Raw genomic sequence first — 22,894 nt, forward strand, 5'->3', positions numbered from 1 at the left:
TCTGAATGATCAGGGTTTTTCTTTTTACTATGAAAAAAATCGCATTGTTAGGTGCTACTGGTTCAATAGGTACAAACACAGTGGCTGTTGTTACAGCATATCCAGAATTATTCCAAGTCATATCTTTAACATTCCATTCCAATTTGGAAAAGGGTTTGGAATTGATCGAACAATTGAAACCAAGATACGTAGGTGTGGGTTCAGAGGATATAAAAGTAGAACTAGCGGATCGCTACCCAGAAATAGAATTTGGTGTAAATGAGGAAGGGTTAATAAAAGCTGCTACTTTGGAAGAAGTTGACGTCGTATTAACAGCTGTGACTGGAAGTGTAGGGTTAAGACCGACAATGGCTGCTATAGAGTCAGGTAAAGATATTGCGTTGGCTAATAAGGAAACATTGGTCATGGCAGGTCAGTGGGTTATGGAAGCAGCAAAAAAATTTAACGTCACGATATTGCCTGTTGACAGTGAGCATTCCGCAATATTTCAGTGTTTAGAAGGTCAAAAAGAAAGCGATGTTAAAGAGCTAATGATCACAGCTTCAGGAGGTAGTTTTAGAGATTTGACTCGGGATGAGCTGAAGGATGTTACCTTAGAGCAAGCATTGAAACATCCAAACTGGTCAATGGGACAAAAAATTACAATTGATTCGGCAACAATGATGAATAAAGGGTTAGAAGTTATCGAAGCCCATTGGTTATTTGGCACAGATTATGATAAAATAAAAGTTGTTTTACATAAAGAAAGTATTGTTCATTCGATGATCGTTCTAACAGACGGTGCATACTTGGCACAATTAGGACCTAGTGATATGAGAGAACCAATTCAGTATGCGTTGACGTACCCAAGTCGTCTACCAATTAAAAATGAAAAAACATTTGATTTAGCTCAGATTGGTCAATTGAATTTTGAAGCGATGGATTTTGACCGTTTTCCAATGTTGGCACTTGCATATACTGTTGGGAAAAAGGGTGGTGCGTATCCTACCGTTTATAATGCGGCAAATGAGATTGCTGCAACCTCATTCATTAATGGAAAGATTTCATATTTACAAATTGAACAGCTCGTTCAAAGAGCTGTTGACAATTACAAGGAGACTACCGAAGTCACTTTGGCACAAGTAATCGCGATTGATAAACAAACAAGAACTATCGTAGAAGGATGGATAAAGGAAGAAGGTCGGTTATGAAAACAATCATTACATTTATTATTGTCTTTGGAATTCTTGTCTTAGTACATGAATTTGGACATTTTTTCTTCGCAAAGCGTTCAGGTATATTAGTGCGTGAATTTGCGATTGGTATGGGGCCAAAGATTTTTGCTCACCAAGGAAAAGATGGGACAGCTTATACGATTCGAATATTGCCAATCGGCGGTTATGTACGTATGGCAGGACAAGGTGAAGAGGATACAGAACTTCCGCCAGGTATGGCGATGTCTGTTGAATTAAATGAACAAAAAGAAGTCGTAAAAATCAATACTAGTAAAAAAGTACAGTTAACAAATAGTATTCCAATTGAATTACTGGAAGCTGATTTAGAGAAAGAGCTATTCATTAAAGGATATGTCAATGGAGATGAATCTGAAGAGATCACTTATAAAGTGGATCATGATGCAACTATCATTGAACAAGATGGAACAGAAGTTAGAATCGCACCAACGGATGTGCAATTTCAATCAGCCAAACTTTGGCAACGGATGTTAACAAATTTTGCAGGTCCAATGAATAATTTTATTCTAGCGTTTGTATTGTTTACACTCTATGTTTTCATGCAAGGAGGGGTAACGTACACAAATACAAATCTAATTGGTGGCATTCAACCAGATAGTCCAGCAGAAAAAGCCAACTTAAAAGCAGACGAGAGAATCGTATCAATTGATGGTAAGTCAGTTAATACTTGGGACGATTTCACAAAGATCATTCAAGACAGTCCGAAGAAAGAATTAAATCTAATAGTGGAATCAAGTGGAAAAACAAGAGAAGTCGATATAACGCCTAAAAGTCAAAAATCGGGTAAGCAGGAAATTGGTGTTATCGGCATCTTACCTCCGAAAAAAACTGGGTTAGCTGATAAACTACTCGGTGGGGTCCAAACCACTTTGAGCAGTTCTATGCAGATTTTCAAAGCTCTTAAATCATTATTTACTGGATTTAGTTTAGATAAATTGGGTGGTCCAGTAATGATGTTCCAGATGTCTTCAGAAGCGTCGAAAGCAGGGGTAAATACGGTGATTTGGTTGATGGCTATGCTATCTGTCAATCTTGGTATCATCAATTTATTACCGATTCCTGCTTTGGATGGTGGAAAAATTGTTTTGAATATTTTGGAAGGTCTACGAGGAAAACCTTTGAGTCAGGAAAAAGAAGGGTTACTAACATTGATTGGCTTTGGGTTCATCATGTTATTGATGGTGTTAGTGACATGGAATGATATTCAACGTTTTTTCTTTTAACTAAGTAATCGGATTTTATAACGAATCACTTGAGGAGAGTCAATCATTCGTTTAAACAAAGGAGAGTTCTAATGAAACAGTCAAAAATGCTAATCCCAACTTTACGTGAGGTACCAAATGATGCAGAGGTCTTAAGTCATCAAATGCTGCTGAGAGCAGGTTATATTCGCCAAGTCTCAGCAGGAATTTATTCTTATTTACCGTTAGCGAATCGAGTATTAGAAAAATTAAAAAAAATCATGCGGGAAGAATTCGATAAAATCGATGCAATAGAAATGTTAATGCCGGCATTGCTACCAGCAGAATTGTGGAAAGAGTCTGGGCGTTATGAAACATATGGCCCAAACCTTTATCGTTTGAAAGATCGCAATGAACGTGATTACATTCTTGGGCCAACCCATGAAGAGACTTTTACAGAATTAATTCGTGATGAGGTAAATTCTTACAAACGTTTGCCGTTGAATCTGTATCAAATTCAAACAAAATATCGTGATGAAAAACGTCCACGTTTCGGTTTATTAAGAGGTAGAGAGTTCATTATGAAAGATGGATACTCTTTCCATGCAGACGAAGAAAGCCTTGATCAATCGTATCGTGCTTATGAAAAAGCTTATTCAGCCATTTTTGAACGTTGTGGTCTGAATTTTAGAGCAATCATCGGTGACGGTGGTGCAATGGGTGGAAAAGATTCGAAAGAGTTTATGGCGATTTCTGATATCGGTGAAGATACGATTTGTTTCTCTACTGATGGCGATTACGCAGCGAACTTAGAAATGGCAACTAGTCTATACACGCCTAAAAAATCACACGAAACACAATTAGATATTGAAAAAGTAGCAACACCAGATGTTGGATCAATCGAACAAGTTGCAGCATTTTTCAATGTTGAACCACAACGCATCATTAAATCTGTATTATTTATGGCTGATAAAGAACCTGTTTTAGTGCTAGTTCGTGGTGATCATGAAGTGAACGATGTAAAACTAAAAAACTTCTTAGGTGTTGATTTCTTAGAAGAGGCAACAGATGAAGATGCACGTAAATATTTAGGGGCAGATTTTGGATCAGTTGGTCCGGTTGAACTATCAGAAGATGTGAAATTATTTGCAGATCTTCATGTCCAAGATTTAGCTAATGCGATTACTGGAGCAAACGAAACTGGGTTCCATTTAAGCAACGTTAACCCAGGGCGTGACTTTACACCAATCAGTTACGAGGACTTACGATTCGTCCAAGAAGGTGATCCTTCGCCTGATGGAAACGGCGTTTTAGAATTCACTAAAGGAATCGAGATTGGTCATATCTTCAAATTGGGCACTCGCTATAGTGAATCAATGGGCGCAACTGTTTTAGATGAAAATGGTAGAGAAAAGCACGTAATCATGGGGTGTTATGGAATAGGAGTTAGCCGTCTGCTTTCAGCTATTGTTGAACAAAACATCGATGAAAATGGGATTAATTGGCCAACTGGAATTTCACCATTTGATTTACATGTCGTTCAAATGAATATAAAAGATGAGTATCAAATAAAACTGGCCCAAGAAGTGGAAGAAATGATGTCTGTAGCAGGTTATGAAGTGCTAGTAGATGATCGTAACGAGCGAGCGGGTGTCAAGTTTGCTGATGCTGATTTGATTGGTTGTCCGATCAGAATCACTGTTGGTAAAAAAGCGGTTGATGGTGTAGTGGAAGTGAAAATCAAACGAACTGGTGAAATGGTTGAGGTTCGTAAAGAAGAACTTGAAAGTACGTTATCTATTTTATTGAATGCTGACAAATAATAAGCCTAAAATATCCATGAAACTGATCGTTGATCTTGTTTTATGGATGTTTGCTCTTAATAAACAGCTAAAAGAAGACTTTCAAATCAGATCGTTGTATGTTTGGTTTACATTGTATTTCAATAGAAAAAATAGTATACTTAATTGTGGCGAGGCACTTGGCAGAAATGTCTAAGGGCCTCTTTCTTATCAAGATAACCAGTTGAACTCTGGTGAAATTTAAATAGATTGGGTTTTACGAATTGCTTTCACAAGGAAAGCCGTATGGTCCTGTCATTGTTTAGGTAAGCTTTCGTAAAAAAGAGAATACGTACCTGAGATTGGAACACCTCGGATATCCTATTTTCCTAACAGAGTACGTTCGTTTAGCTTTTAAAATTAGGAGGTTCATTTAGTGGCAGAAAAGGCACAAGAATTATTTGCAAAGTTGATTGATCAAATTCAATTAAATGAACAAGAACGGCAGCATCCACTGATCCAACAAGGAAGAATCGATAAAGTCGTTGTGCATCAACAAAGTCGTTTATGGGAATTTCATCTTGGATTTGGAGAAATATTGCCTGTGATGCTGTATCAATCATTTATGCAGCAATTAGAACTTGCTTTTCAGCAAATTGCAAGTGTATCTGTAAAAATTTCAACTGAAAAAAATGAGTTTACAGAAGAACAACTTACAGACTATTGGCAATTGGCATTACTTAACGGTCAATGTGACACTCCTCTCGTTCAGCGTGTAATCAAAACTCAAACACCGATTATTGAAGATAAAAAAATAATTTTACCAGTTGATAATGAAGCCGTTATTCCGTATTTAAAACAACAATATTTGCCGATTATTGAGGAGCTATATATCAATTACGGTTTTCAAAAATTTCATATCGAGCCTAAGATGGATGAGCAACAGGCGAAGCGGGTGTTAGCATTATTTGAAGAGCGGAAACAAGAACAAGATGCCGCATTCCAACAACAAGCAGCAGAATCACTGATTAAGCATGAGCAAAAGAAAAAACAACAGCAACAACAAGGTCCAGCACTTGAAGGTCCGATTCGTCTTGGACGGAATATTCCAAATGACGAACCGATTATGCCAATGGGAAATATTCTGGAAGAAGAGCGCCGAGTGACGATTGAAGGATTTGTTTTCGATGTAGAAGTACGTGAATTACGCTCTAAAAGGAAAATTTTGATTTTAAAAATTACTGATTACACGTCATCATTCATCGTAAAAAAATTCTCGAATGGCGAAAAAGATGAACAGGTTTTTGATGCAATTCAAAAAAATAGCTGGATTCGAGTTCGTGGAAGTATTCAAGAAGATACTTTTATGCGTGATTTAGTAATGAACTGCCAAGACTTGATGGAAGTCAAACATGCACCACGTAAAGATTATGCTCCAGAAGGCGATAAACGTGTCGAGCTTCATCTACATAGCAATATGAGTACGATGGATGCAACAAACAACGTTGCTGATTACGTCGCTCAAGCGGGTAAATGGGGACACAAAGCGATTGCCATTACAGATCATGGTGGGGCACAAGGGTTTCCTGATGCTCATAGTGCTGGAAAAAAAGCTGGAGTCAAAATTTTATATGGTGTCGAAGCAAACGTCGTAGACGATGGTGTGCCGATTGCCTATAATGAAGCTCACATTGAATTAAGTGATGCAACTTATGTAGTGTTTGACGTGGAAACAACGGGATTATCAGCTGTCTATGATACGATCATTGAACTTGCAGCAGTTAAAATGCATAAAGGAAACATTATCGACACATTTGAGCAATTTATCGATCCAGGACATCCGTTATCTCAAACGACAATCAATTTAACTGGGATCACAGATGAAATGGTGCGTGGATCCAAATCAGAAGAAGAAGTTCTTAGACTGTTTAGAGAATTTTCAGAAGGTACGATTCTAGTAGCTCACAATGCTTCATTTGATATGGGATTCTTAAATACAAGTTATGGGAAATATGATATTCCAGAAGCAGAAAATCCAGTTATTGATACATTGGAATTGTCACGTTATTTACATCCGACATTCAAGAGTCATCGTTTGAATACTTTGTCTAAGAAATTTGGTGTTAACCTAGAACAACATCACCGAGCGATTTATGATTCAGAATCAACTGGTCACCTATGCTGGATCTTTTTAAAAGATGCCAAAGAAAATCACGGAATGAATTATCATGATGAATTGAATATGCATATTGGTGAAGGTGATTCTTATAAACGTGCTAGACCGTTCCATGCTACCATTTTAGCAACGACACAAGCAGGTTTGAAGAATCTTTTTAAACTGATTTCCATGTCTAACATCAATTACTTTTTTAGAATTCCTCGAATTCCACGGTCTCAATTAAATAAATTGAGAGAAGGACTGATTATAGGTTCAGCGTGTTCAAATGGTGAAATTTTCGAAGCTATGATGCAAAAAGGTGTAGAAGAAGCCAAAAATCGAGCAAAGTTTTATGATTATATTGAAGTTATGCCAAAAGCTGTTTATGCCCCATTACTTGAGCAGGAGTTAGTGAAAAGTGAGGCAGATTTAGAAGAAATCATCACTAATTTAGTGAAAATCGGCGATGAGCTTGAGAAGCCTGTCGTAGCAACTGGTAATGTCCACTATCTAAATGAGGAAGATAGCATTTACCGTAAAATTTTAGTTGGTTCTATGGGGGGAGCTAATCCGTTGAATCGTCATAGCTTACCAGCTGTTCACTTTAGAACAACAGATGAAATGCTGACAGCTTTTCAATTTTTAGGTGAAGAAACTGCTCATCGAATAGTTGTAGAAAATCCGAATGCGATTGCTGATATGTGTGATGAAATCACCCCTGTTAAAGATGATTTGTATACACCAAAAATTCCAGGTTCTGAAGATGAAATCAGAAATTTAAGTTATACTCGTGCTAAAGAACTTTATGGTGATCCGTTACCTGATATCGTTGAGAAACGCTTAAAAAAAGAATTGGATAGTATTATCGGTAATGGTTTTTCGGTGATTTATTTGATTTCACAAAAATTAGTGCATAAAAGTATGGAAGACGGTTATCTGGTTGGTTCCCGAGGCTCTGTAGGCTCAAGTTTTGTAGCAACGATGACTGGTATTACAGAGGTCAATCCTTTAGCACCTCATTACCATTGCGTCAATTGTCAGCATTCTGAGTTTTTTGAAGATGGTTCTTATGGTTCTGGTTTTGATATGCCAGAGAAAAATTGTCCGAATTGTGGTCAAAGATTGTTCAAAGATGGTCACGATATTCCGTTTGAAACCTTTTTAGGATTTCACGGGGATAAAGTACCCGATATCGATTTAAACTTTTCTGGTGATTATCAGGCTGAAGCGCATAACTACACAAAAGTGTTGTTTGGTGAAGAGTACGTTTATCGTGCTGGAACGATTGGTACAGTTGCTGATAAGACGGCTTATGGATTCGTTAAGGGATATGAACGTGATCATAATCTTCATTTTAGAGGAGCAGAAGTGGATCGTTTGGCAAAAGGCTCAACTGGTGTGAAAAGAACTACTGGACAGCATCCAGGAGGAATTATCGTTATTCCTGATTATATGGATGTTTATGATTTTACACCGATACAATTTCCAGCGGATGATCAAAATTCTGAGTGGAAGACGACTCACTTCGATTTTCACTCGATCCATGATAATATTTTAAAACTTGATATTCTAGGACACGATGATCCTACTGTTATTCGAATGCTGCAAGATCTATCAGGTATTGATCCTAAAACCATTCCGACAGATGATCCTGAAATGATGCGGATTTTTGCAGGACCAGAAGTTCTTGGTGTGACACCAGAGCAAATATATTCTAAAACAGGGACTTTAGGAATACCTGAGTTTGGTACTCGATTTGTAAGAGGAATGCTGGAAGAAACGCATCCATCGACTTTTGCGGAGCTACTTCAAATATCCGGGTTGTCTCATGGTACCGATGTTTGGTTAGGTAATGCTGAGGAATTGATTCGCAGAGGTGAAGCAACACTTGCAGAAGTGATCGGTTGTCGAGATGATATCATGGTTTACTTGATTCATTCTGGATTAGATAGTGGCATGGCTTTTAAAATCATGGAAACTGTACGTAAAGGTCTCTGGAATAAAATTCCTGATGAATTAAGAGAAGAATATTTGACAGCCATGAAAGAGAATAATGTTCCAGACTGGTATATAGATTCATGTTCAAAAATCAAATACATGTTCCCTAAAGCCCATGCTGCAGCATATGTTTTAATGGCTCTACGTGTTGCCTACTTCAAAGTGTACTTCCCGATATTATACTACTGTGCCTATTTTTCTGTTCGTGCCGATGATTTTGATTTGGTTGCGATGTCACAAGGCAAAGAAGCCGTGAAAGCTCGGATGAAAGAGATCCAAGACAAGGGGCTGGAAGCTTCAACAAAAGAAAAAAATCTATTAACTGTTTTAGAACTTGCCAATGAAATGATTGAGCGAGGCTTTAAATTTGGTATGATTGATTTATATAAATCAGACGCAGAGAATTTTGTGATTGATGGAGATACATTGATTGCGCCATTTAGAGCAGTTCCTAGTTTGGGGCTTAACGTGGCTAAATCAATTGTAGAAGCAAGAAGTGAACCGTTTTTATCTAAAGAAGATCTTGCGAGTCGAGGTAAAGTCTCTAAAACGCTGATTGAGTATATGACAGAAAATGGCGTGTTAAAAGATTTACCAGATGAAAACCAATTATCATTATTTGATATGCTATAAAAATAATGGGATACATAGCGTAAAACCTATGTATTCCATTTATTTATGTAGTTTTTAAGCTCAGTAAAAAAAGTATTTCCAAATAAAATGTAAGGAAAGACGTAATAATAACACTAGACCTTTAATTTTTTTGTTTAGTAGCATATAATAAGAAAGGGTTATTTGAAAACACACAATGATGATATTCATGGTACAATAGCATGTAATGGATCACTACAGGAGGGAACACTATCATGGTTAAAGAAAAGACAAGATATAAAGCTGTGATTGCCGATCATACGTATACGATCATCGGACAAGAAAGCAAACAACATATGGATTTAGTCACAAAACTAGTGAATGAACAACTAGCCGAAATCAAACATATTTCACCACAAACTAATGATGAGCAAGCATCTGTTTTATTAGCGATCAATGCAATTTCTGATCAACTAAAAAAGCAAGAAAAAGTGCTTAATTTAGAACAAGAAGTGGCTGAGTTTAAAAAACGGACAATCAGGCTTGCAGAACTTGAAAATCGTATTAAACGCATCGAAGCAATTGAAGAAGAAGCAAGAGGTGTGTTGAAAAAGAACGGACAAGAAGATGTTGAAATCCACAATCACATGGAAGCACAACAAATCTTAAACGAAAACCGTAAACAACAAATTCAAAGTAAAAGCACTCAAGACCAATAATCTGAGAGGATGACAGGATGTTAACATTACTCATTTTACTACTATTTGCCGTTGGCTTTTATACGGGCGCTAGACGCGGATTGATATTACAAGTTCTATATACATTTGGTTATCTTTGCTCATATTTTATAGCTAGGACGTATTATAAAAGTTTGGCTTCTCATCTGGAATTGTTCATCCCGTATCCGTCACCAACGGCTGATACTAAATTGGTCTTTTTCAATCAAGAGCTTACGCTTGATTTAGATCAAGCTTTTTACGGTGCGGTAGCTTTTTTACTTATTTTAGCAGCTGGTTGGTTAGTCGTACGATTTTTGGCGATTTTCGCACATAGCTTGGTTTTTGTCCCCGTATTAAAGCAAGCAAACTGGTTAGCAGGCGGTTTAATAAGTTTTATAGTTATTTATATTGGAGTCTTTTTAGTATTAAGCATGTTGTCAATGCTGCCTGTTGATGCGGTTCAAAATCAATTTAAAAATAGCGGGTTGGCAAGATACATTATAAAAGATACACCAATTTTTTCTAAGCAAATTTATCATTTGTGGATTGAACAAATGATCAAATAAAACAGTTACACATTATTTACGAGTATGTGTCTAAATTAATCGTAGCAAGTCTTACAAGAACAGAAGGTGAAAAAATGAATACACGAATCTTGGCAACATTGGGTTTTGATAAGGTCAAACAACAGATTTCTCAATATGTTGTGACAGCGCAAGGTCTAGAAGAAATAGAGCACTTGGTCCCTGTAAATGATGCTGTTAGCATTCATGCATGGTTGGAAGAGACCGAAGATGGATTAAAAATTCAACGTTTACGCGGTGGTATTCCAATTCCTAAGCTAGAGAATATTCGTCCTCACATGAAGCGGATTGAAATTGGTGCTGACTTGAATGGCATCGAATTAGCTCATATTGGACGTGTGTTGTCAACAACATCCGAAGTTATTCGTTTCTTTGACGATTTACAAGATAGCGAAATTGAATTACTAAGACTTTATACTTGGATCGATCAATTGGTTGTTTTACCTGAATTAAGTCGAAGACTAAAAGAGTCGATCGATGAAGATGGTCGAGTAACGGATGAAGCGTCGCCAGAACTTAAAGTTATTCGAAATAATATCCGCAGAAGTGAACAGACGATTCGTGAGCAATTAGATGGAATCGTCAGAGGAAAAAATGCTAAATATTTAAGTGACGCAATCGTGACAATGAGGAATGAACGCTATGTTATTCCAGTAAAGCAGGAATATAAAAGTATTTTTGGCGGTGTTGTACATGACCAAAGTGCTTCTGGTCAAACGTTGTTTGTTGAACCAAAACAAATTGTAGATTTAAACAATCGTTTACGCCAACATCAAATTGCTGAACGTAGTGAAATCGAGCGTATTTTGTCTGAGTTATCTGCTGAATTAGTTCCTCACCGAAATGATATCATGCACAATGCATATGTCATAGGAAAATTGGATTTTGTTAATGCCAAAGCTCGTTTTGGTAAAGAATTAAATGCTGTAGTACCTGAAATAAGTGAAGAGAACCATATTTATTTCAAACAAGCCAGACATCCACTTTTAGATCAATATAGGGCTGTACCAAATGATATTACTATTGGAAAAGATTATCAGGCTATTGTGATCACTGGACCTAATACCGGTGGTAAGACAATTACGTTGAAAACATTAGGTTTGCTTCAATTAATGGGACAATCAGGATTGCCGATTCCGGCAGGGGAAGAAAGTCAGATGGGTATTTTTGACGAAATTTTTGCTGATATTGGGGACGAACAATCCATAGAGCAAAGTTTAAGTACTTTTTCTTCTCATATGACGAATATTGTTGATGTGCTAAAAAAAGTTGATAGCCATAGCTTAGTCCTGTTTGACGAATTAGGTGCAGGTACTGATCCGCAGGAGGGAGCAGCACTAGCAATTTCAATCTTAGATGCATTAGGCAGCAAAAGTGCTTATGTGATGGCGACAACCCATTATCCTGAATTAAAAGTTTATGGCTATAATCGTGCTGGGACAATCAATGCTAGTATGGAATTTGATGTAGATACATTGAGTCCGACATATCGCTTATTGATTGGAGTTCCAGGGCGCAGTAATGCGTTTGAAATTTCAAAACGACTTGGGCTGGAGACGTCTATCATTGATGAGGCAAAACATATCATGGACGGTGAAAGTCAAGATTTAAATGAAATGATTGCTGATTTAGAGAATCGTCGCAAAATGGCGGAAACTGAATATTTAGAAGTTCGTCATTTCGTTGATGAAGCAGAACGTCTTCATAGAGAACTAAAAGAAGCTTACACTTACTTTTTTGATGAACGAGAGAAAGAAATGGCGAAAGCACGACAAAAAGCGAATGAATTGGTTTCGCAAGCAGAAAAAGAAGCAAGTGATATTATTTCTGATATTCGAAAAATGCAGTTGACTGGAGGAAATCAAGGTGGTGTGAAGGAACATCAGTTGATTGATGCCAAGTCGAAACTATCTCAACTACATCAAGAAGAAACTCATTTAGAAAAAAATAAAATTCTAAAAAAAGCCAAAGAACAAAAGAAACTAAAATCAGGTGACGAAGTTATTGTCAATACGTTTGGTCAAAGAGGAACTTTGATTCGTAAATCTACTGACCATGAATGGCAAGTACAATTGGGCATTTTAAAGATGTCTGTCAATGAAAGTGATATGACGCCGGTTGCTCCCGAGAAAGAACCAGCACAAAGAGTAACAGCTGTTCGGTCAAGCGAAAGTAGTCATGTAGCTAACCAATTAGATTTACGCGGCAAACGTTACGAAGAAGCTTTGGCCGAAGTGGATCAATATTTAGATGCAGCAATTTTAGCCGGTTATCCTCAAGTTACCATCGTTCATGGTAAAGGAACGGGAGCTTTGCGTACAGGAATAACTGAGTACTTAAAAAATCATCGTAGTGTGAGTGGTTTTGAATTTGCACCAGGAAACCAGGGTGGTAACGGAGCAACAATCGTAAAATTCAAATAATATGCTTACCTTTAGTAAGCAGAAAACTAGTCGAATGAATGACTGAGTGATATAATCATCTTAGATGTAAAAGTAGGAGGGCTATAAAATGACACAAGTAATTACTGATAAAGATTTCTCAACTGAAACAGATAACGGTCTTGTTTTGATCGATTTTTGGGCAACATGGTGTGGTCCTTGTCGTATGCAATCACCGATTTTAGAACAACTAAGTGAAGAATATGATGAAAGTGAAGTTAAAATTGCAAAGATGGATGTAGACGAAAATCCGCAAACGCCAGCTTCGTTTGGTATCATGAGTATTCCAACGTTACTTTTGAAAAAAGACGGAGAAGTTGTAGAAAAAGCAGTGGGTGTTCATTCAAAAGAGCAGTTACGTGCATTGATTGACAAACATCTATAGAATAAAAAATAGGATGAAGAGATGCTTCATCCTATTTTTTATGTCTAATTATAGAGAAAATGGTATAATATATTTTATCAATGGAGTAGAAAGGAAGTATTATGAACGAAAGAATCAAAAATAAATTAGCGTTACTTCCTGACCAACCAGGTTGCTATTTGATGAAAGATAAGAATGGTACGATCATTTATGTTGGAAAAGCAAAAGTGTTAAAAAATCGTGTACGCTCCTATTTTACCGGTAGCCATGATACAAAAACTGAGCGACTAGTCAGTGAGATAGAAGATTTTGAATATATTGTTACTGAATCAAATATTGAAGCGTTACTTTTAGAAATCAATTTGATTCACAAAAATGATCCTAAGTATAATATCATGCTGAAAGATGATAAGAGCTATCCTTTTATCAAAATCACAAATGAAGATTATCCAAGATTATTGATCACTAGAAAAGTTTTAAAGGACAAAGCGTTATATTTTGGTCCATATCCTGATGTTGGCGCCGCAAATGAAACAAAACGCTTGCTGGATCGACTTTTTCCACTTAGAAAATGCCGAGTGTTACCTAAAGAAGTTTGTCTTTATTATCATATGGGACAATGCTTAGCCCCATGTGTTTTTGATATTCCTAAATCAACCTATACTGAAATGGTTGCAGAAATCAAAAGCTTTTTAAATGGTGGACATCCGATTATTCAAGAAGAAATACAAAGAAAAATGAATGAAGCGGCAGAAAATATGGAATTTGAAAAAGCTGCAGAATATCGTGATCAAATCAAAGCTATCGAAACCGTGATGACGCGCCAAAAAATGACAAATGCAGACTTAGTTGATCGGGATGTTTTTGGCTATGCAGTGGATAAAGGCTGGATGTGTGTCCAAGTATTCTTCATCCGTCAAGGCAAACTGATTGAACGTGATGTTTCTATTTTTCCTTTCTATAATGAAGAGGAAGAAGATTTCCTAACATTCATCGGTCAATTCTATCAGGAAAATGAACACTTTATCCCTAGGGAAGTCTTGATTCCAGATAATATTGATATTGCTAGTGTAGAAGCAATGCTTTCAACGAAAGTTTTACAACCCCAACGTGGAGAAAAAAAGAAATTAGTTCGATTAGCTGGCAAAAATGCTACAGTAGCACTTCAAGAAAAATTCGATTTGATCGTGCGAAAACAAGAGCGAACAATTGGCGCAGTAGAAAAATTGGGTAATGCTATGAATATCCCAACTCCTGTAAGAATTGAAGCATTTGATAATTCGAATATTATGGGAACGGACCCCGTTTCTGCGATGGTTGTTTTTATAGATGGTCGCCCAGATAAAAAAGAATACCGCAAATACAAAATAAAAACAGTTAAAGGTCCTGATGACTATGCATCGATGCGTGAAGTGATCTATCGTCGTTATTCAAGGGTTTTAAAAGAAAACCTACCCTTTCCTGACTTGATTGTAATTGATGGAGGCAAAGGGCAAATAGATGCTGCAAAAGAAGTATTAGATAACCAATTAGGCTTAGACATTCCAATAGCAGGACTTGCTAAAAATGATAAGCATAAAACCAGTGAACTTCTTTTCGGTTCAGATTTATCGGTTGTTCCCTTAGAAAGAAATTCTCAAGAATTCTTTTTACTCCAGCGTATTCAAGATGAAGTTCATCGATTTGCAATTACTTTCCACCGACAATTGCGAAGCAAAAATAGTTTTGCTTCACGCTTAGACGATATAGAAGGATTAGGACCAAAAAGAAAAAAAGAGCTCTTAAAGCAATTTAAATCCTTAAAAAATATCACTGCAGCTTCAGTGGAAGAATTAGCTGCTTCTGGTTTACCTAAAAATGTAGCTAAGAATGTATATGATCATTTGAACCAAGATAAACCAAATACTGAATAATTAAAATAATACGCAGACAAGCTTATGTATAAAGAGTTAGTTTGTCTGCGTATTAGTGTCCATGATCTCTGAATTAAGTATAAAATCTGATAATCTATAAAAAGAATTGACATCTTTATTCACTCGAGATACTCTATCGTTAGATGATCTATCATCAATAAAAGCATGGCACTAGAAAAATGAATCAAGTTGGTGTAGTAGTATTTGAAAAAGAAGAGGTAGAAAAAAGGGATTTTCAGTAGATTTTTTGATGATTCACCAGAAGAATTATCAGAATATTTAGTGATTTATGAACAAGCTAGTTGGAAGAGTAGAGCAAATTATAAAGAAAAATACTTACATTTTAAAGCTGATTGTAGTACACCAACGATTTATTCAGATTCCGAAAGCTACTGGATTCTGATGAAAACAGAAAGTATGTGTTCATTGACACATGCTCTTACGTACTTACCGACAGGCATTGGTTTTATTGTTGGCTTGTCATTCAGTATCTTATTGAAAAATTCTTTTTTTTAATACTGACAGATGGTAAAATTTGTTAAGAGCTAAATATGAGTTTGAAGAATGAAATGAAACATTTATTTTATAAAGAATAGAATTATTTGAAAATAGGAGGATGGGAAATGTTAGAAGTAAAAAATTTGGTCAAAACATTTGGAGAGTATACTGCAGTTGATAATATCTCTTTTGAAATCCCAGATGGGAAAATACTGGGACTAATTGGTCAAAACGGTGCTGGTAAAACGACGACTTTTCGTTTGATTTTGGATTTTTTAACTCAAGATAGTGGTGTCGTACTTTGGAATGGGCATCAATTAAGTGGTAAGGATTATAATGATATCGGTTATTTACCAGAAGAACGAGGTTTATATCCAAAAATTTCTATTCAAGAACAATTGATTTATTTTGCTGAATTAAGAGGAAAAACCAAAAAGGAAATTGAACCTAAAATTGACGAGTGGATGGAAAAATTTAAAGTCAAAGGGAAAAAAACAGATAAAGTAAAATCACTTTCTAAAGGGAACCAACAAAAAGTTCAATTGATTGCAACACTAATTCATGAACCAAAATTAGTTATATTAGATGAACCTTTCAGTGGGTTGGATCCAGTTAATGCCGAACTTTTGAAAGATGGAATTATCGCACTGAAAGAAAAAGGTTCTTGTGTTATTTTCTCCAGTCATAATATGGACAATGTTGAAAAAATCTGCGATCACCTGGTGATGCTGAGAAGTGGCAAGATGGTCCTAAATGGGAAAGTTCATGAAATACGTGAAAGTTTTGGACGTACAAAAGTCTTCCTTGAATCCCCGTTGAATCCAGAAGATGTTTTGTCCATTGATGGTGTAAAGTCCGCAATAAAACGCAGTGATGGTGTCGTGGAGATAACATTAAACGATTCAAAAGCAGGGCAAGAAATATTTGCTCGTGCAACACAATTTGGTTATATTCCAATGTTTAATCAACAACCACCAACTTTAGAAGAAATATTTAAGATGAAAGCAGGTGAACCAAATGAGTAAATTTTGGATTATAGCGAGTGATGTTTATAAAAAGAATGTGAAATCTGTTTCCTTTGTTATTATGATATTAGTGCCATTTCTTGTGATGGGAATTATTTATATTGCTGGTTCACTTGCAGGTGGATTTTCTGAAGAAACCAAGGTAGGTCTTGTTTCAGATAATCAAGAATTATCAACCCACTTAGCGAAGTCAAAGACAGATGAGTATACATTTAAAGTCATTCAGTCTCAAAAAGAAGCGGAAAAACAATTAAAGAATAATGAGCTAGATGCTTTTCTTGTTTTGGATACTAAAAAAGAACAGATTCAAGGAAAGCTATATGCAGAGTCATCTTTAGGCACAACGACAGAACTAATGATGGGACAAATGCTTAATGGGCTTCAGTCTTCATTGAATGCAAGTAAATTAAACTTAACTTCTGAGCAGTTAACTAGTTTGAGTCAACCAGCGAACTTTGGAAAGACAAAAGTTAGTTTTGATAATAATGGAAAGATGATTACAGGCCAAGATAATACAGCGATTCAATCGGCGTTGTCTTTTGTGATAACAATTATTCTTTGGGTGATCATTATTACGTATGCATCTATTATCGCACAAGAAATTGCTTCTGAAAAAGGAACTCGAATCATGGAAGTTATATTATCAAGCACAAAAGCTCAAACACATTTTTATGGAAAATTGACTGGGGTTATTTTAGTCGCACTGACGCAAATCGTGATTTATGCAGCCGCTATCGGAATTGGCTATTCGCAATTAAAAGATCTGGATATGGTAAAAGGTTTCCTAGAAGGGTTGTCTTCTGCTAATATCTTCGGCAGTTTCTTGTTTTTCACGTTGGCTTTTTTCGTGTTAGGTGTATTAGTCTACTCAGTTTTAGCAGCTCTGTGCGGTTCGCTGGTATCCAAACCAGAAGATACTGCTAAAGCTGTTCAGCCTATTATCTATATTGCAATGATTGGGTATTTCATCGGGATTTCACTAGGAACAACTGATCCGCAAAATATTGTGATCAAAGTGTCTTCATATATTCCGCTGATTTCATCTTTTATAATGCCAATTCGACTTGCAAGCGAAACAGTGACAAATACAGGTGCTATGATTTCTGTTTTAATTCTAGTTGTTTTCGGAGTATTATTGACGATGTTTTCAGCGAAACTTTACAAATCGAATGTGTTAGTTTATAGTGAAGGCGGCGTACTCAAGTCTTTAAAACAATCAATTTCGATATTAAGAAATGAACGAAAAAAAATCGCTAAATAAGACCAAAAAGAGCAGTGAAGAAATAATCTTCATTGCTCTTTTCTGTGGTTTCGAAGTGGGACGGTCGTACGTTCAATTAAACGGATGCTCATTTCTTGTTCTGGAATCATTTCCTTGTTTAATTGATTATGAATATATATAAATGAATTTTCGGCTTGAAGTTTAATAGAGTAGTCAACTGTTGTAATATGCATCAAACGGCTGATCTCACTATTATCAAAACCAATCACAGCCACATCTTCAGGAATTGAATAACCTAGAGTTTGGAGCTCCGAAATAAAACCAGCAGCAACTGAATCTGTGTAAAAAGCCATTGCATCAGTTTTACTAGACATTTTATGCCATAACTGGGCGATATCACGTCCGTTATCAAGTCTTGTTTTGTCATGGAAGATCCATTCATTTTTTACAGGGATATTTTTTTCTTTATGAAAATCATCAATCACTTTTAAGCGAGCTTTTGTATTCAGATTTTCAAAATTACCTAAAACATGGCCTATTGAACGATATCCTCGCTGATATAGATACTCTAGTGAACGGAAATAACCAGAGTAATGATCTACATATGAAGAGTAGATTCGTTCAGAATCAATTCGATGCCAAGTAGCAATCGGTCCATAAATGCTGTATGGCTCAATGACTTCCCACTTATTTGCGCGAGTCAAAATAAAAACCCCATCCAACTGCTTATATTTCATTTGATTTAATGCGTCGATTTCCTTTTTCTTATCTCCATCAGTAAAATAAAGTGTGACATAATAATTATATTGTTTTGCAATTGAGATAAAACTTTGAAGAAAAATTCCTAAAGGATCAATAAATCCTTGGGCAAGAAAGCCAATTGTTTTTGTTTCACCACTTTGAAGATTTCGAGCTATTAAATTAGGAGAATAGGATAACGCTTCCATTGCTTCTAAAACCTTTTTACGACTTTCTTGACTAACATAACCATTTCCAGAAATTACCCTGGAAACAGTTGATTTAGATACTTGAGCTTTTTTAGCAACATCAATAATTGTGGTCATGATAACACCTCGTTAGTTGAGTAATGAAATAGGTATTCAAGAACTCCATTCTTCGATAAAAATCATAGCAGAAATTACTTTCCAATTATCAATAAGAAAAGAATCGGTTCTGTTCACTCTTTCAGTATAACATAAAAAAAATAAAAAAAGAGCTTGACATGGGAACATTCCCATAAATTATGATTACAATGTAAACGATATCAGAACATGTTCTGAACAATATATCAGGAGGGAAACGCATGACAAGAGAAGCCTTGAAAATTGCAACAATTGGTGGAGGATCAAGCTATACACCAGAACTGATCGAAGGTTATATTAAAAGAAAAGACGAACTACCAATCAAGGAAATTTGGTTAGTGGATATTGAAGAAGGTAAAGAAAAGTTAGAAACAGTTGGTGCTATGGCTAAACGAATGGTTAAAGCAGCTGGATTAGATTGGGAGGTTCACTTAACGTTAGATCGTCGTGCAGCGCTAAAAGATGCCGATTTTGTATCAACACAATTTCGAGTAGGCTTACTAGACGCACGAATCAAAGATGAACGTATTCCTTTATCACATGGCGTTTTAGGTCAAGAAACAAATGGAGCTGGTGGTATGTTTAAAGCGTTTCGTACAATTCCAGTGATTCTCGGTATCATTGAAGATATGAAAGAGTTATGTCCAGATGCGTGGTTAGTTAATTTCACCAATCCTGCAGGGATGGTTACAGAAGCTGCAATCAAGCATGGTGGGTGGAAAAAAACAGCTGGCTTATGTAATGTACCGATTGGTCATAGAAAACAAGCCGCTGAAAAATTAGGGATTCCAGAAGATGATTTATTCTTCAAGTTTGCGGGTATTAATCACTTCCATTGGCATCGTGTTTGGGATAAACAAGGAAATGAACGAACACAAGAATTGATTGATTTGATATACGGACCACAAGAAGATTCTGAAAGTCATTTGAAAAATATCCATAATGCACCATTCCATTATGAACAAATTAAAGACTTAGGTATGTTACCGTGTGGTTACCATCGTTACTATTACATTGAAGATGAAATGTTGAAACACTCGATCGAAGAATTCGAAAAAGGTGAAACAAGAGCTCAAGTCGTGAAAGAGACGGAAGCACGTTTATTCGAACTTTATAAAGATCCTAACTTAGATTACAAACCTAAAGAACTGGAGCAACGTGGAGGTACACATTATAGTGACGCTGCTTGCGAATTGATAGCATCCATTCATAATGATAAGCGTACAGATATGGTTGTTTCAACTGAAAATAATGGCACAATCACTGATTTACCTTATGACTGTGTTGTAGAAGTTTCAGGTCCTGTAACTGCTCATGGACATGAACCATACAATTGGGGTGCGTTCCCGCCTGCAGCTCGTGGAATCATTCAAGTAATGAAAGGTATGGAGGAAACTGTTATTCGTGCAGCGATTGATGGAGATTATGGTGCAGCGTTACACGCATTCACAATCAATCCCTTAGTTCCTGGCGGAGCAATGGCAAAGACACTACTGGATGAACTATTGATTGCCCATAAAGATCATTTACCTAACTTTTCAAAAGCTATTACGAAAATCGAGACAGAACAACCTGATACAGTAGCGTATGTTACTGAACTAATGAAAAGCAATTAAGAAGTGTTAACTAAAAAAACAAGACCAAAAGAATTTTTTGGTCTTGTTTTTTCATTTTTTCTAAGCCTAGTCTCTGATGACCTTAGTGACTGTTTAATAAAAGTTTTTGAATGACGATGATCAATTCAAACCACATTCGCTCGTCTAAAAAACTGTTTACAAAGAAAAATGCTTGATCTTTTCTTTCTTCATGAACTTCAAAGTTGTCTACGATAGCAATATCAGCTTTATCGATGTGGTTAGTGAAAATGATGGATTCAGGATTAAACAGGGTTAAAAGTCTGTTCTTTATAAAAAGAGTACCAAAATTATTACTACTGTACTGAATATAAATAGAGAGCGTAGGAACCAAAAACATATCAGTTAAAATGGTCAGCAGCATGCAAACGCCAAAGTTAAAGGAGGCATCAATCGTAAATTCGGGATGATTTTTTCTGAATTTCTTATAAAAACGATAATTTTTTGGATGTCTTTTTAAATATTTTTTTAGGAACTCTGTATTATCTTGCTCGTTGATCATTACTTGTCTAAAGAAGTACATTGGATTGATTTCAAAAAAAGTTGAATGCACTAACCCAATAAGGACATAGTAAAAAATGCTGGATTTTTGTTTTGGAGTCATAAAAGAAGATGGGTAAAAATTTTTTTCATATTCATTGACCAATAATTCACTAGAAAAAACTAAAGAGGAAGATCTGGGAAACATGTCAAAAAGAATGATTTTCTCTTCAGAAGAATCAATATCTGAAATAAAACTTCGAAGCATTAGATTAAAAAACAAATGTTCATCCTTTGATATAAAGTATTGCTTAACGAGCATCGAAATTTCAGTAGTAATCTCAAAAGGTTTTAGTATATTTTTTATTTCTGTAGGTAATTTTATTGGATATTTGTACTGTCTCATAATAGTGATGCCAAGCATCAACTTTATGCGTTTAATCACAGAAGATGAGTAACGTCTCTCTAAACTTTCTATTATATCTGGACAGGTAAATACACAACTAAGTTCAGATTCAAAAGGAATAATAATTCCTCGATAAGCATTCCAATAAAAATAAAAACAAAACATTCTCAAGTGTTTTTCTTCACCGCATAAATTTTCATTTGAATGGAAAACTACTTTTATATGAAAGCTTTTAAGTTGCTCGTTTAAAGCATTAATTTGTTTGTATAGATACGGAATACTTACAAATAAGTCTTCGGCTAGCTCATCTGCGGTTAAGTAACTCCTAGTTAGAATGCCAGAAATAATTTTAAACTGTAAAGACTCATTCAAGTAATGAAGCCTCAAATGGACTACTAAATAATCAATTTTAAATCCGGAATGATTATTTACTTGAAACCCCCCGGTATTTTTTTCAAAAACAATCATTTTTAAATCCTCATTTTTTTGAATGTCCGTTTCTAACTCATTAAAATACCGCTTTAAAGTACTTAGAGAAATATCTAAATAATCTTGTAGGTAAGTAAAAGAAACTTTTTCACCATCTTTAAAGATTAATTCTTTAAAAAGTTCTAATTTTTTCTTGTTTTTATCATTTAAAAAAAATTCCATTTATGTACATCCTTTGTTAGTAGTTTTCCGTGGAATTATAGAGTAGAAAAAAAACAAAGTCAATGAAGCTAGAGTTTAAATCATTATTATTTGTTTTATATTTGTTATATTAAAAAGGTTTTTTCTTTTCTAGACAATGTCATTTGTTTTTGTGAGTGTTATTTTATCTAAAAAAGAACTGAAATGTGTTCAGTTTTGGATTTTCAAAAAAAATCTTTATGTTTTATGATAATAAAGTAACACGAAAGAGAAAAAAATTTAATTAAATTCACCGGAAATTTATTTAACATATTTAAATAATATTTGTTAAACACAATAAAAATATTTTTTAGAAACAAATTAAGTAAGAGGAGAGCCGGGGAATAAAAAGGGGGTTACTATGAAACATAAAATCTTTTTTTTCTTTAGTATAGCTTTTGTAGCACTATCTTCGTCTCAATTGCCCCAAGAGGTTGAAGCAGCCAATTATGATACAGAAATTGGTTTAACTTTTAATCGTGATGTTGCAGCTGGTAGCAATCAGAGTACCGATATGACTTCCGAGAGTACAGCAGATACAACTTCTGAAAGCAGTACTAATGTATCAAATGAGATGACACAATATCCGGAAACAGGATCGAAAAAACCTGTTAAATCTGGCATTACCAGTTTATTACCAAGCACTGGATATAAAAATAATAATTTATATTTATTATTTGGTTTTTTAATTCTGATTATCGGATTTTTGTTACTCAGTGTTAAACGCTACATTTCATTAAAAAAAAAGAAAAAGAACAAATCAAAATCAATACAAGCATTTAAAAGAAGTGATGATGAATGATTTGCAATGAGTGTCTCTTTGCACCTAAATAACATGGACAATCTAAAATGAGCTATACATCAAGGGAAGAGACACGAAAAACAGTTAGATTTTAATTCTATCGACAATACATTA

General features: G+C 35.5%; 16 protein-coding genes. 14 read left to right on the forward strand and 2 right to left on the reverse strand.

All coding sequences use genetic code 11. The annotated features are described in order from the left end of the window. Nucleotides 1-29: 29 nt before the first annotated feature. From AC4BB5_RS08690 to AC4BB5_RS08745, 12 genes are all read left to right on the forward strand, one after another. Nucleotides 30-1,190: a 1-deoxy-D-xylulose-5-phosphate reductoisomerase gene (locus AC4BB5_RS08690; protein WP_490458939.1), complete on the forward strand. Its 1,161-nt coding sequence runs from the start codon at nt 30-32 to the stop codon at nt 1,188-1,190. Then, nucleotides 1,187-2,455: an RIP metalloprotease RseP gene (gene rseP / locus AC4BB5_RS08695; RefSeq protein ID WP_490458940.1), complete on the forward strand. Its 1,269-nt coding sequence runs from the start codon at nt 1,187-1,189 to the stop codon at nt 2,453-2,455. Before AC4BB5_RS08690 ends, rseP begins: the two co-directional genes overlap by 4 nt. 71 nt (nt 2,456-2,526) lie before the next feature. Beyond that, nucleotides 2,527-4,236 carry a proline--tRNA ligase gene (locus AC4BB5_RS08700; protein WP_490458941.1) on the forward strand — a complete coding sequence of 570 codons (1,710 nt, stop codon included), beginning with the start codon at nt 2,527-2,529 and terminating at the stop codon, nt 4,234-4,236. Between the two features lie 394 nt (nt 4,237-4,630). After that, nucleotides 4,631-8,983, forward strand: coding sequence for a PolC-type DNA polymerase III (locus AC4BB5_RS08705; protein WP_490458942.1), 4,353 nt, complete (start codon nt 4,631-4,633; stop codon nt 8,981-8,983). A 233-nt stretch (nt 8,984-9,216) separates the two neighbouring features. Next, the gene (gene zapA, locus AC4BB5_RS08710) at nt 9,217-9,660 is read left to right on the forward strand and encodes a cell division protein ZapA (RefSeq protein WP_490458943.1); all 444 of its coding nucleotides are present in this window, start codon (nt 9,217-9,219) and stop codon (nt 9,658-9,660) included. A 17-nt stretch (nt 9,661-9,677) separates the two neighbouring features. Further along, entirely contained in the window at nt 9,678-10,226 is a 549-nt protein-coding gene (locus AC4BB5_RS08715; RefSeq protein WP_490458944.1) for a CvpA family protein, read from the forward strand. A 74-nt stretch (nt 10,227-10,300) separates the two neighbouring features. After that, nucleotides 10,301-12,667: an endonuclease MutS2 gene (locus AC4BB5_RS08720; RefSeq protein WP_490458945.1), complete on the forward strand. Its 2,367-nt coding sequence runs from the start codon at nt 10,301-10,303 to the stop codon at nt 12,665-12,667. Between the two features lie 88 nt (nt 12,668-12,755). Continuing rightward, nucleotides 12,756-13,070, forward strand: a complete 315-nt coding sequence (gene trxA / locus AC4BB5_RS08725) for a thioredoxin (RefSeq protein WP_490458946.1) — start codon at nt 12,756-12,758, stop codon at nt 13,068-13,070. A 101-nt stretch (nt 13,071-13,171) separates the two neighbouring features. Next, nucleotides 13,172-14,962, forward strand: coding sequence for an excinuclease ABC subunit UvrC (gene uvrC / locus AC4BB5_RS08730; RefSeq protein ID WP_490458947.1), 1,791 nt, complete (start codon nt 13,172-13,174; stop codon nt 14,960-14,962). A 282-nt stretch (nt 14,963-15,244) separates the two neighbouring features. Next, nucleotides 15,245-15,478: a hypothetical protein gene (locus AC4BB5_RS08735; protein ID WP_490458948.1), complete on the forward strand. Its 234-nt coding sequence runs from the start codon at nt 15,245-15,247 to the stop codon at nt 15,476-15,478. Nucleotides 15,479-15,585: 107 nt separating this feature from the next. After that, nucleotides 15,586-16,485, forward strand: a complete 900-nt coding sequence (locus AC4BB5_RS08740; protein WP_490458949.1) for an ABC transporter ATP-binding protein — start codon at nt 15,586-15,588, stop codon at nt 16,483-16,485. Next, nucleotides 16,478-17,746: an ABC transporter permease gene (locus tag AC4BB5_RS08745; protein ID WP_490458950.1), complete on the forward strand. Its 1,269-nt coding sequence runs from the start codon at nt 16,478-16,480 to the stop codon at nt 17,744-17,746. Before AC4BB5_RS08740 ends, AC4BB5_RS08745 begins: the two co-directional genes overlap by 8 nt. Nucleotides 17,747-17,775: 29 nt before the next feature. On the opposite strand, the gene AC4BB5_RS08750 is transcribed toward AC4BB5_RS08745, so the two are convergent. Beyond that, on the reverse strand, nt 17,776-18,771 hold the full coding sequence (locus AC4BB5_RS08750; protein WP_490458951.1) for a LacI family DNA-binding transcriptional regulator: 996 nt from the start codon (nt 18,769-18,771) through the stop codon (nt 17,776-17,778). A gap of 239 nt (nt 18,772-19,010) precedes the next feature. Here AC4BB5_RS08750 and AC4BB5_RS08755 point away from each other — a divergent pair, with 239 nt between their 5' ends. Continuing rightward, the gene (locus tag AC4BB5_RS08755) at nt 19,011-20,405 is read left to right on the forward strand and encodes a 6-phospho-beta-glucosidase (RefSeq protein WP_490458952.1); all 1,395 of its coding nucleotides are present in this window, start codon (nt 19,011-19,013) and stop codon (nt 20,403-20,405) included. An 82-nt stretch (nt 20,406-20,487) separates the two neighbouring features. On the opposite strand, the gene AC4BB5_RS08760 is transcribed toward AC4BB5_RS08755, so the two are convergent. After that, the gene (locus AC4BB5_RS08760; RefSeq protein ID WP_490458953.1) at nt 20,488-21,960 is read right to left on the reverse strand and encodes a helix-turn-helix domain-containing protein; all 1,473 of its coding nucleotides are present in this window, start codon (nt 21,958-21,960) and stop codon (nt 20,488-20,490) included. Between the two features lie 379 nt (nt 21,961-22,339). Between AC4BB5_RS08760 and AC4BB5_RS08765 the strand changes: the two genes are divergently transcribed. Then, nucleotides 22,340-22,780 carry an LPXTG cell wall anchor domain-containing protein gene (locus tag AC4BB5_RS08765; protein ID WP_490458954.1) on the forward strand — a complete coding sequence of 147 codons (441 nt, stop codon included), beginning with the start codon at nt 22,340-22,342 and terminating at the stop codon, nt 22,778-22,780. Nucleotides 22,781-22,894 lie beyond the last annotated feature (114 nt).

Source organism: Enterococcus sp. AMC1252 (assembly GCF_058216515.1).

Coding starts and splice junctions, on each gene's coding strand:
- AC4BB5_RS08745 (WP_490458950.1), top strand. CDS start 16,478: ATGAGTAAATTTTGGATTATAGCGAGTGATGTTTATAAAAAGAATGTG.
- AC4BB5_RS08750 (WP_490458951.1), bottom strand. CDS start 18,771: ATGACCACAATTATTGATGTTGCTAAAAAAGCTCAAGTATCTAAATCA.
- rseP (WP_490458940.1), top strand. CDS start 1,187: ATGAAAACAATCATTACATTTATTATTGTCTTTGGAATTCTTGTCTTA.
- AC4BB5_RS08700 (WP_490458941.1), top strand. CDS start 2,527: ATGAAACAGTCAAAAATGCTAATCCCAACTTTACGTGAGGTACCAAAT.
- AC4BB5_RS08715 (WP_490458944.1), top strand. CDS start 9,678: ATGTTAACATTACTCATTTTACTACTATTTGCCGTTGGCTTTTATACG.
- uvrC (WP_490458947.1), top strand. CDS start 13,172: ATGAACGAAAGAATCAAAAATAAATTAGCGTTACTTCCTGACCAACCA.
- AC4BB5_RS08765 (WP_490458954.1), top strand. CDS start 22,340: ATGAAACATAAAATCTTTTTTTTCTTTAGTATAGCTTTTGTAGCACTA.
- AC4BB5_RS08740 (WP_490458949.1), top strand. CDS start 15,586: ATGTTAGAAGTAAAAAATTTGGTCAAAACATTTGGAGAGTATACTGCA.
- zapA (WP_490458943.1), top strand. CDS start 9,217: ATGGTTAAAGAAAAGACAAGATATAAAGCTGTGATTGCCGATCATACG.
- trxA (WP_490458946.1), top strand. CDS start 12,756: ATGACACAAGTAATTACTGATAAAGATTTCTCAACTGAAACAGATAAC.
- AC4BB5_RS08760 (WP_490458953.1), bottom strand. CDS start 21,960: ATGGAATTTTTTTTAAATGATAAAAACAAGAAAAAATTAGAACTTTTT.
- AC4BB5_RS08720 (WP_490458945.1), top strand. CDS start 10,301: ATGAATACACGAATCTTGGCAACATTGGGTTTTGATAAGGTCAAACAA.
- AC4BB5_RS08755 (WP_490458952.1), top strand. CDS start 19,011: ATGACAAGAGAAGCCTTGAAAATTGCAACAATTGGTGGAGGATCAAGC.
- AC4BB5_RS08690 (WP_490458939.1), top strand. CDS start 30: ATGAAAAAAATCGCATTGTTAGGTGCTACTGGTTCAATAGGTACAAAC.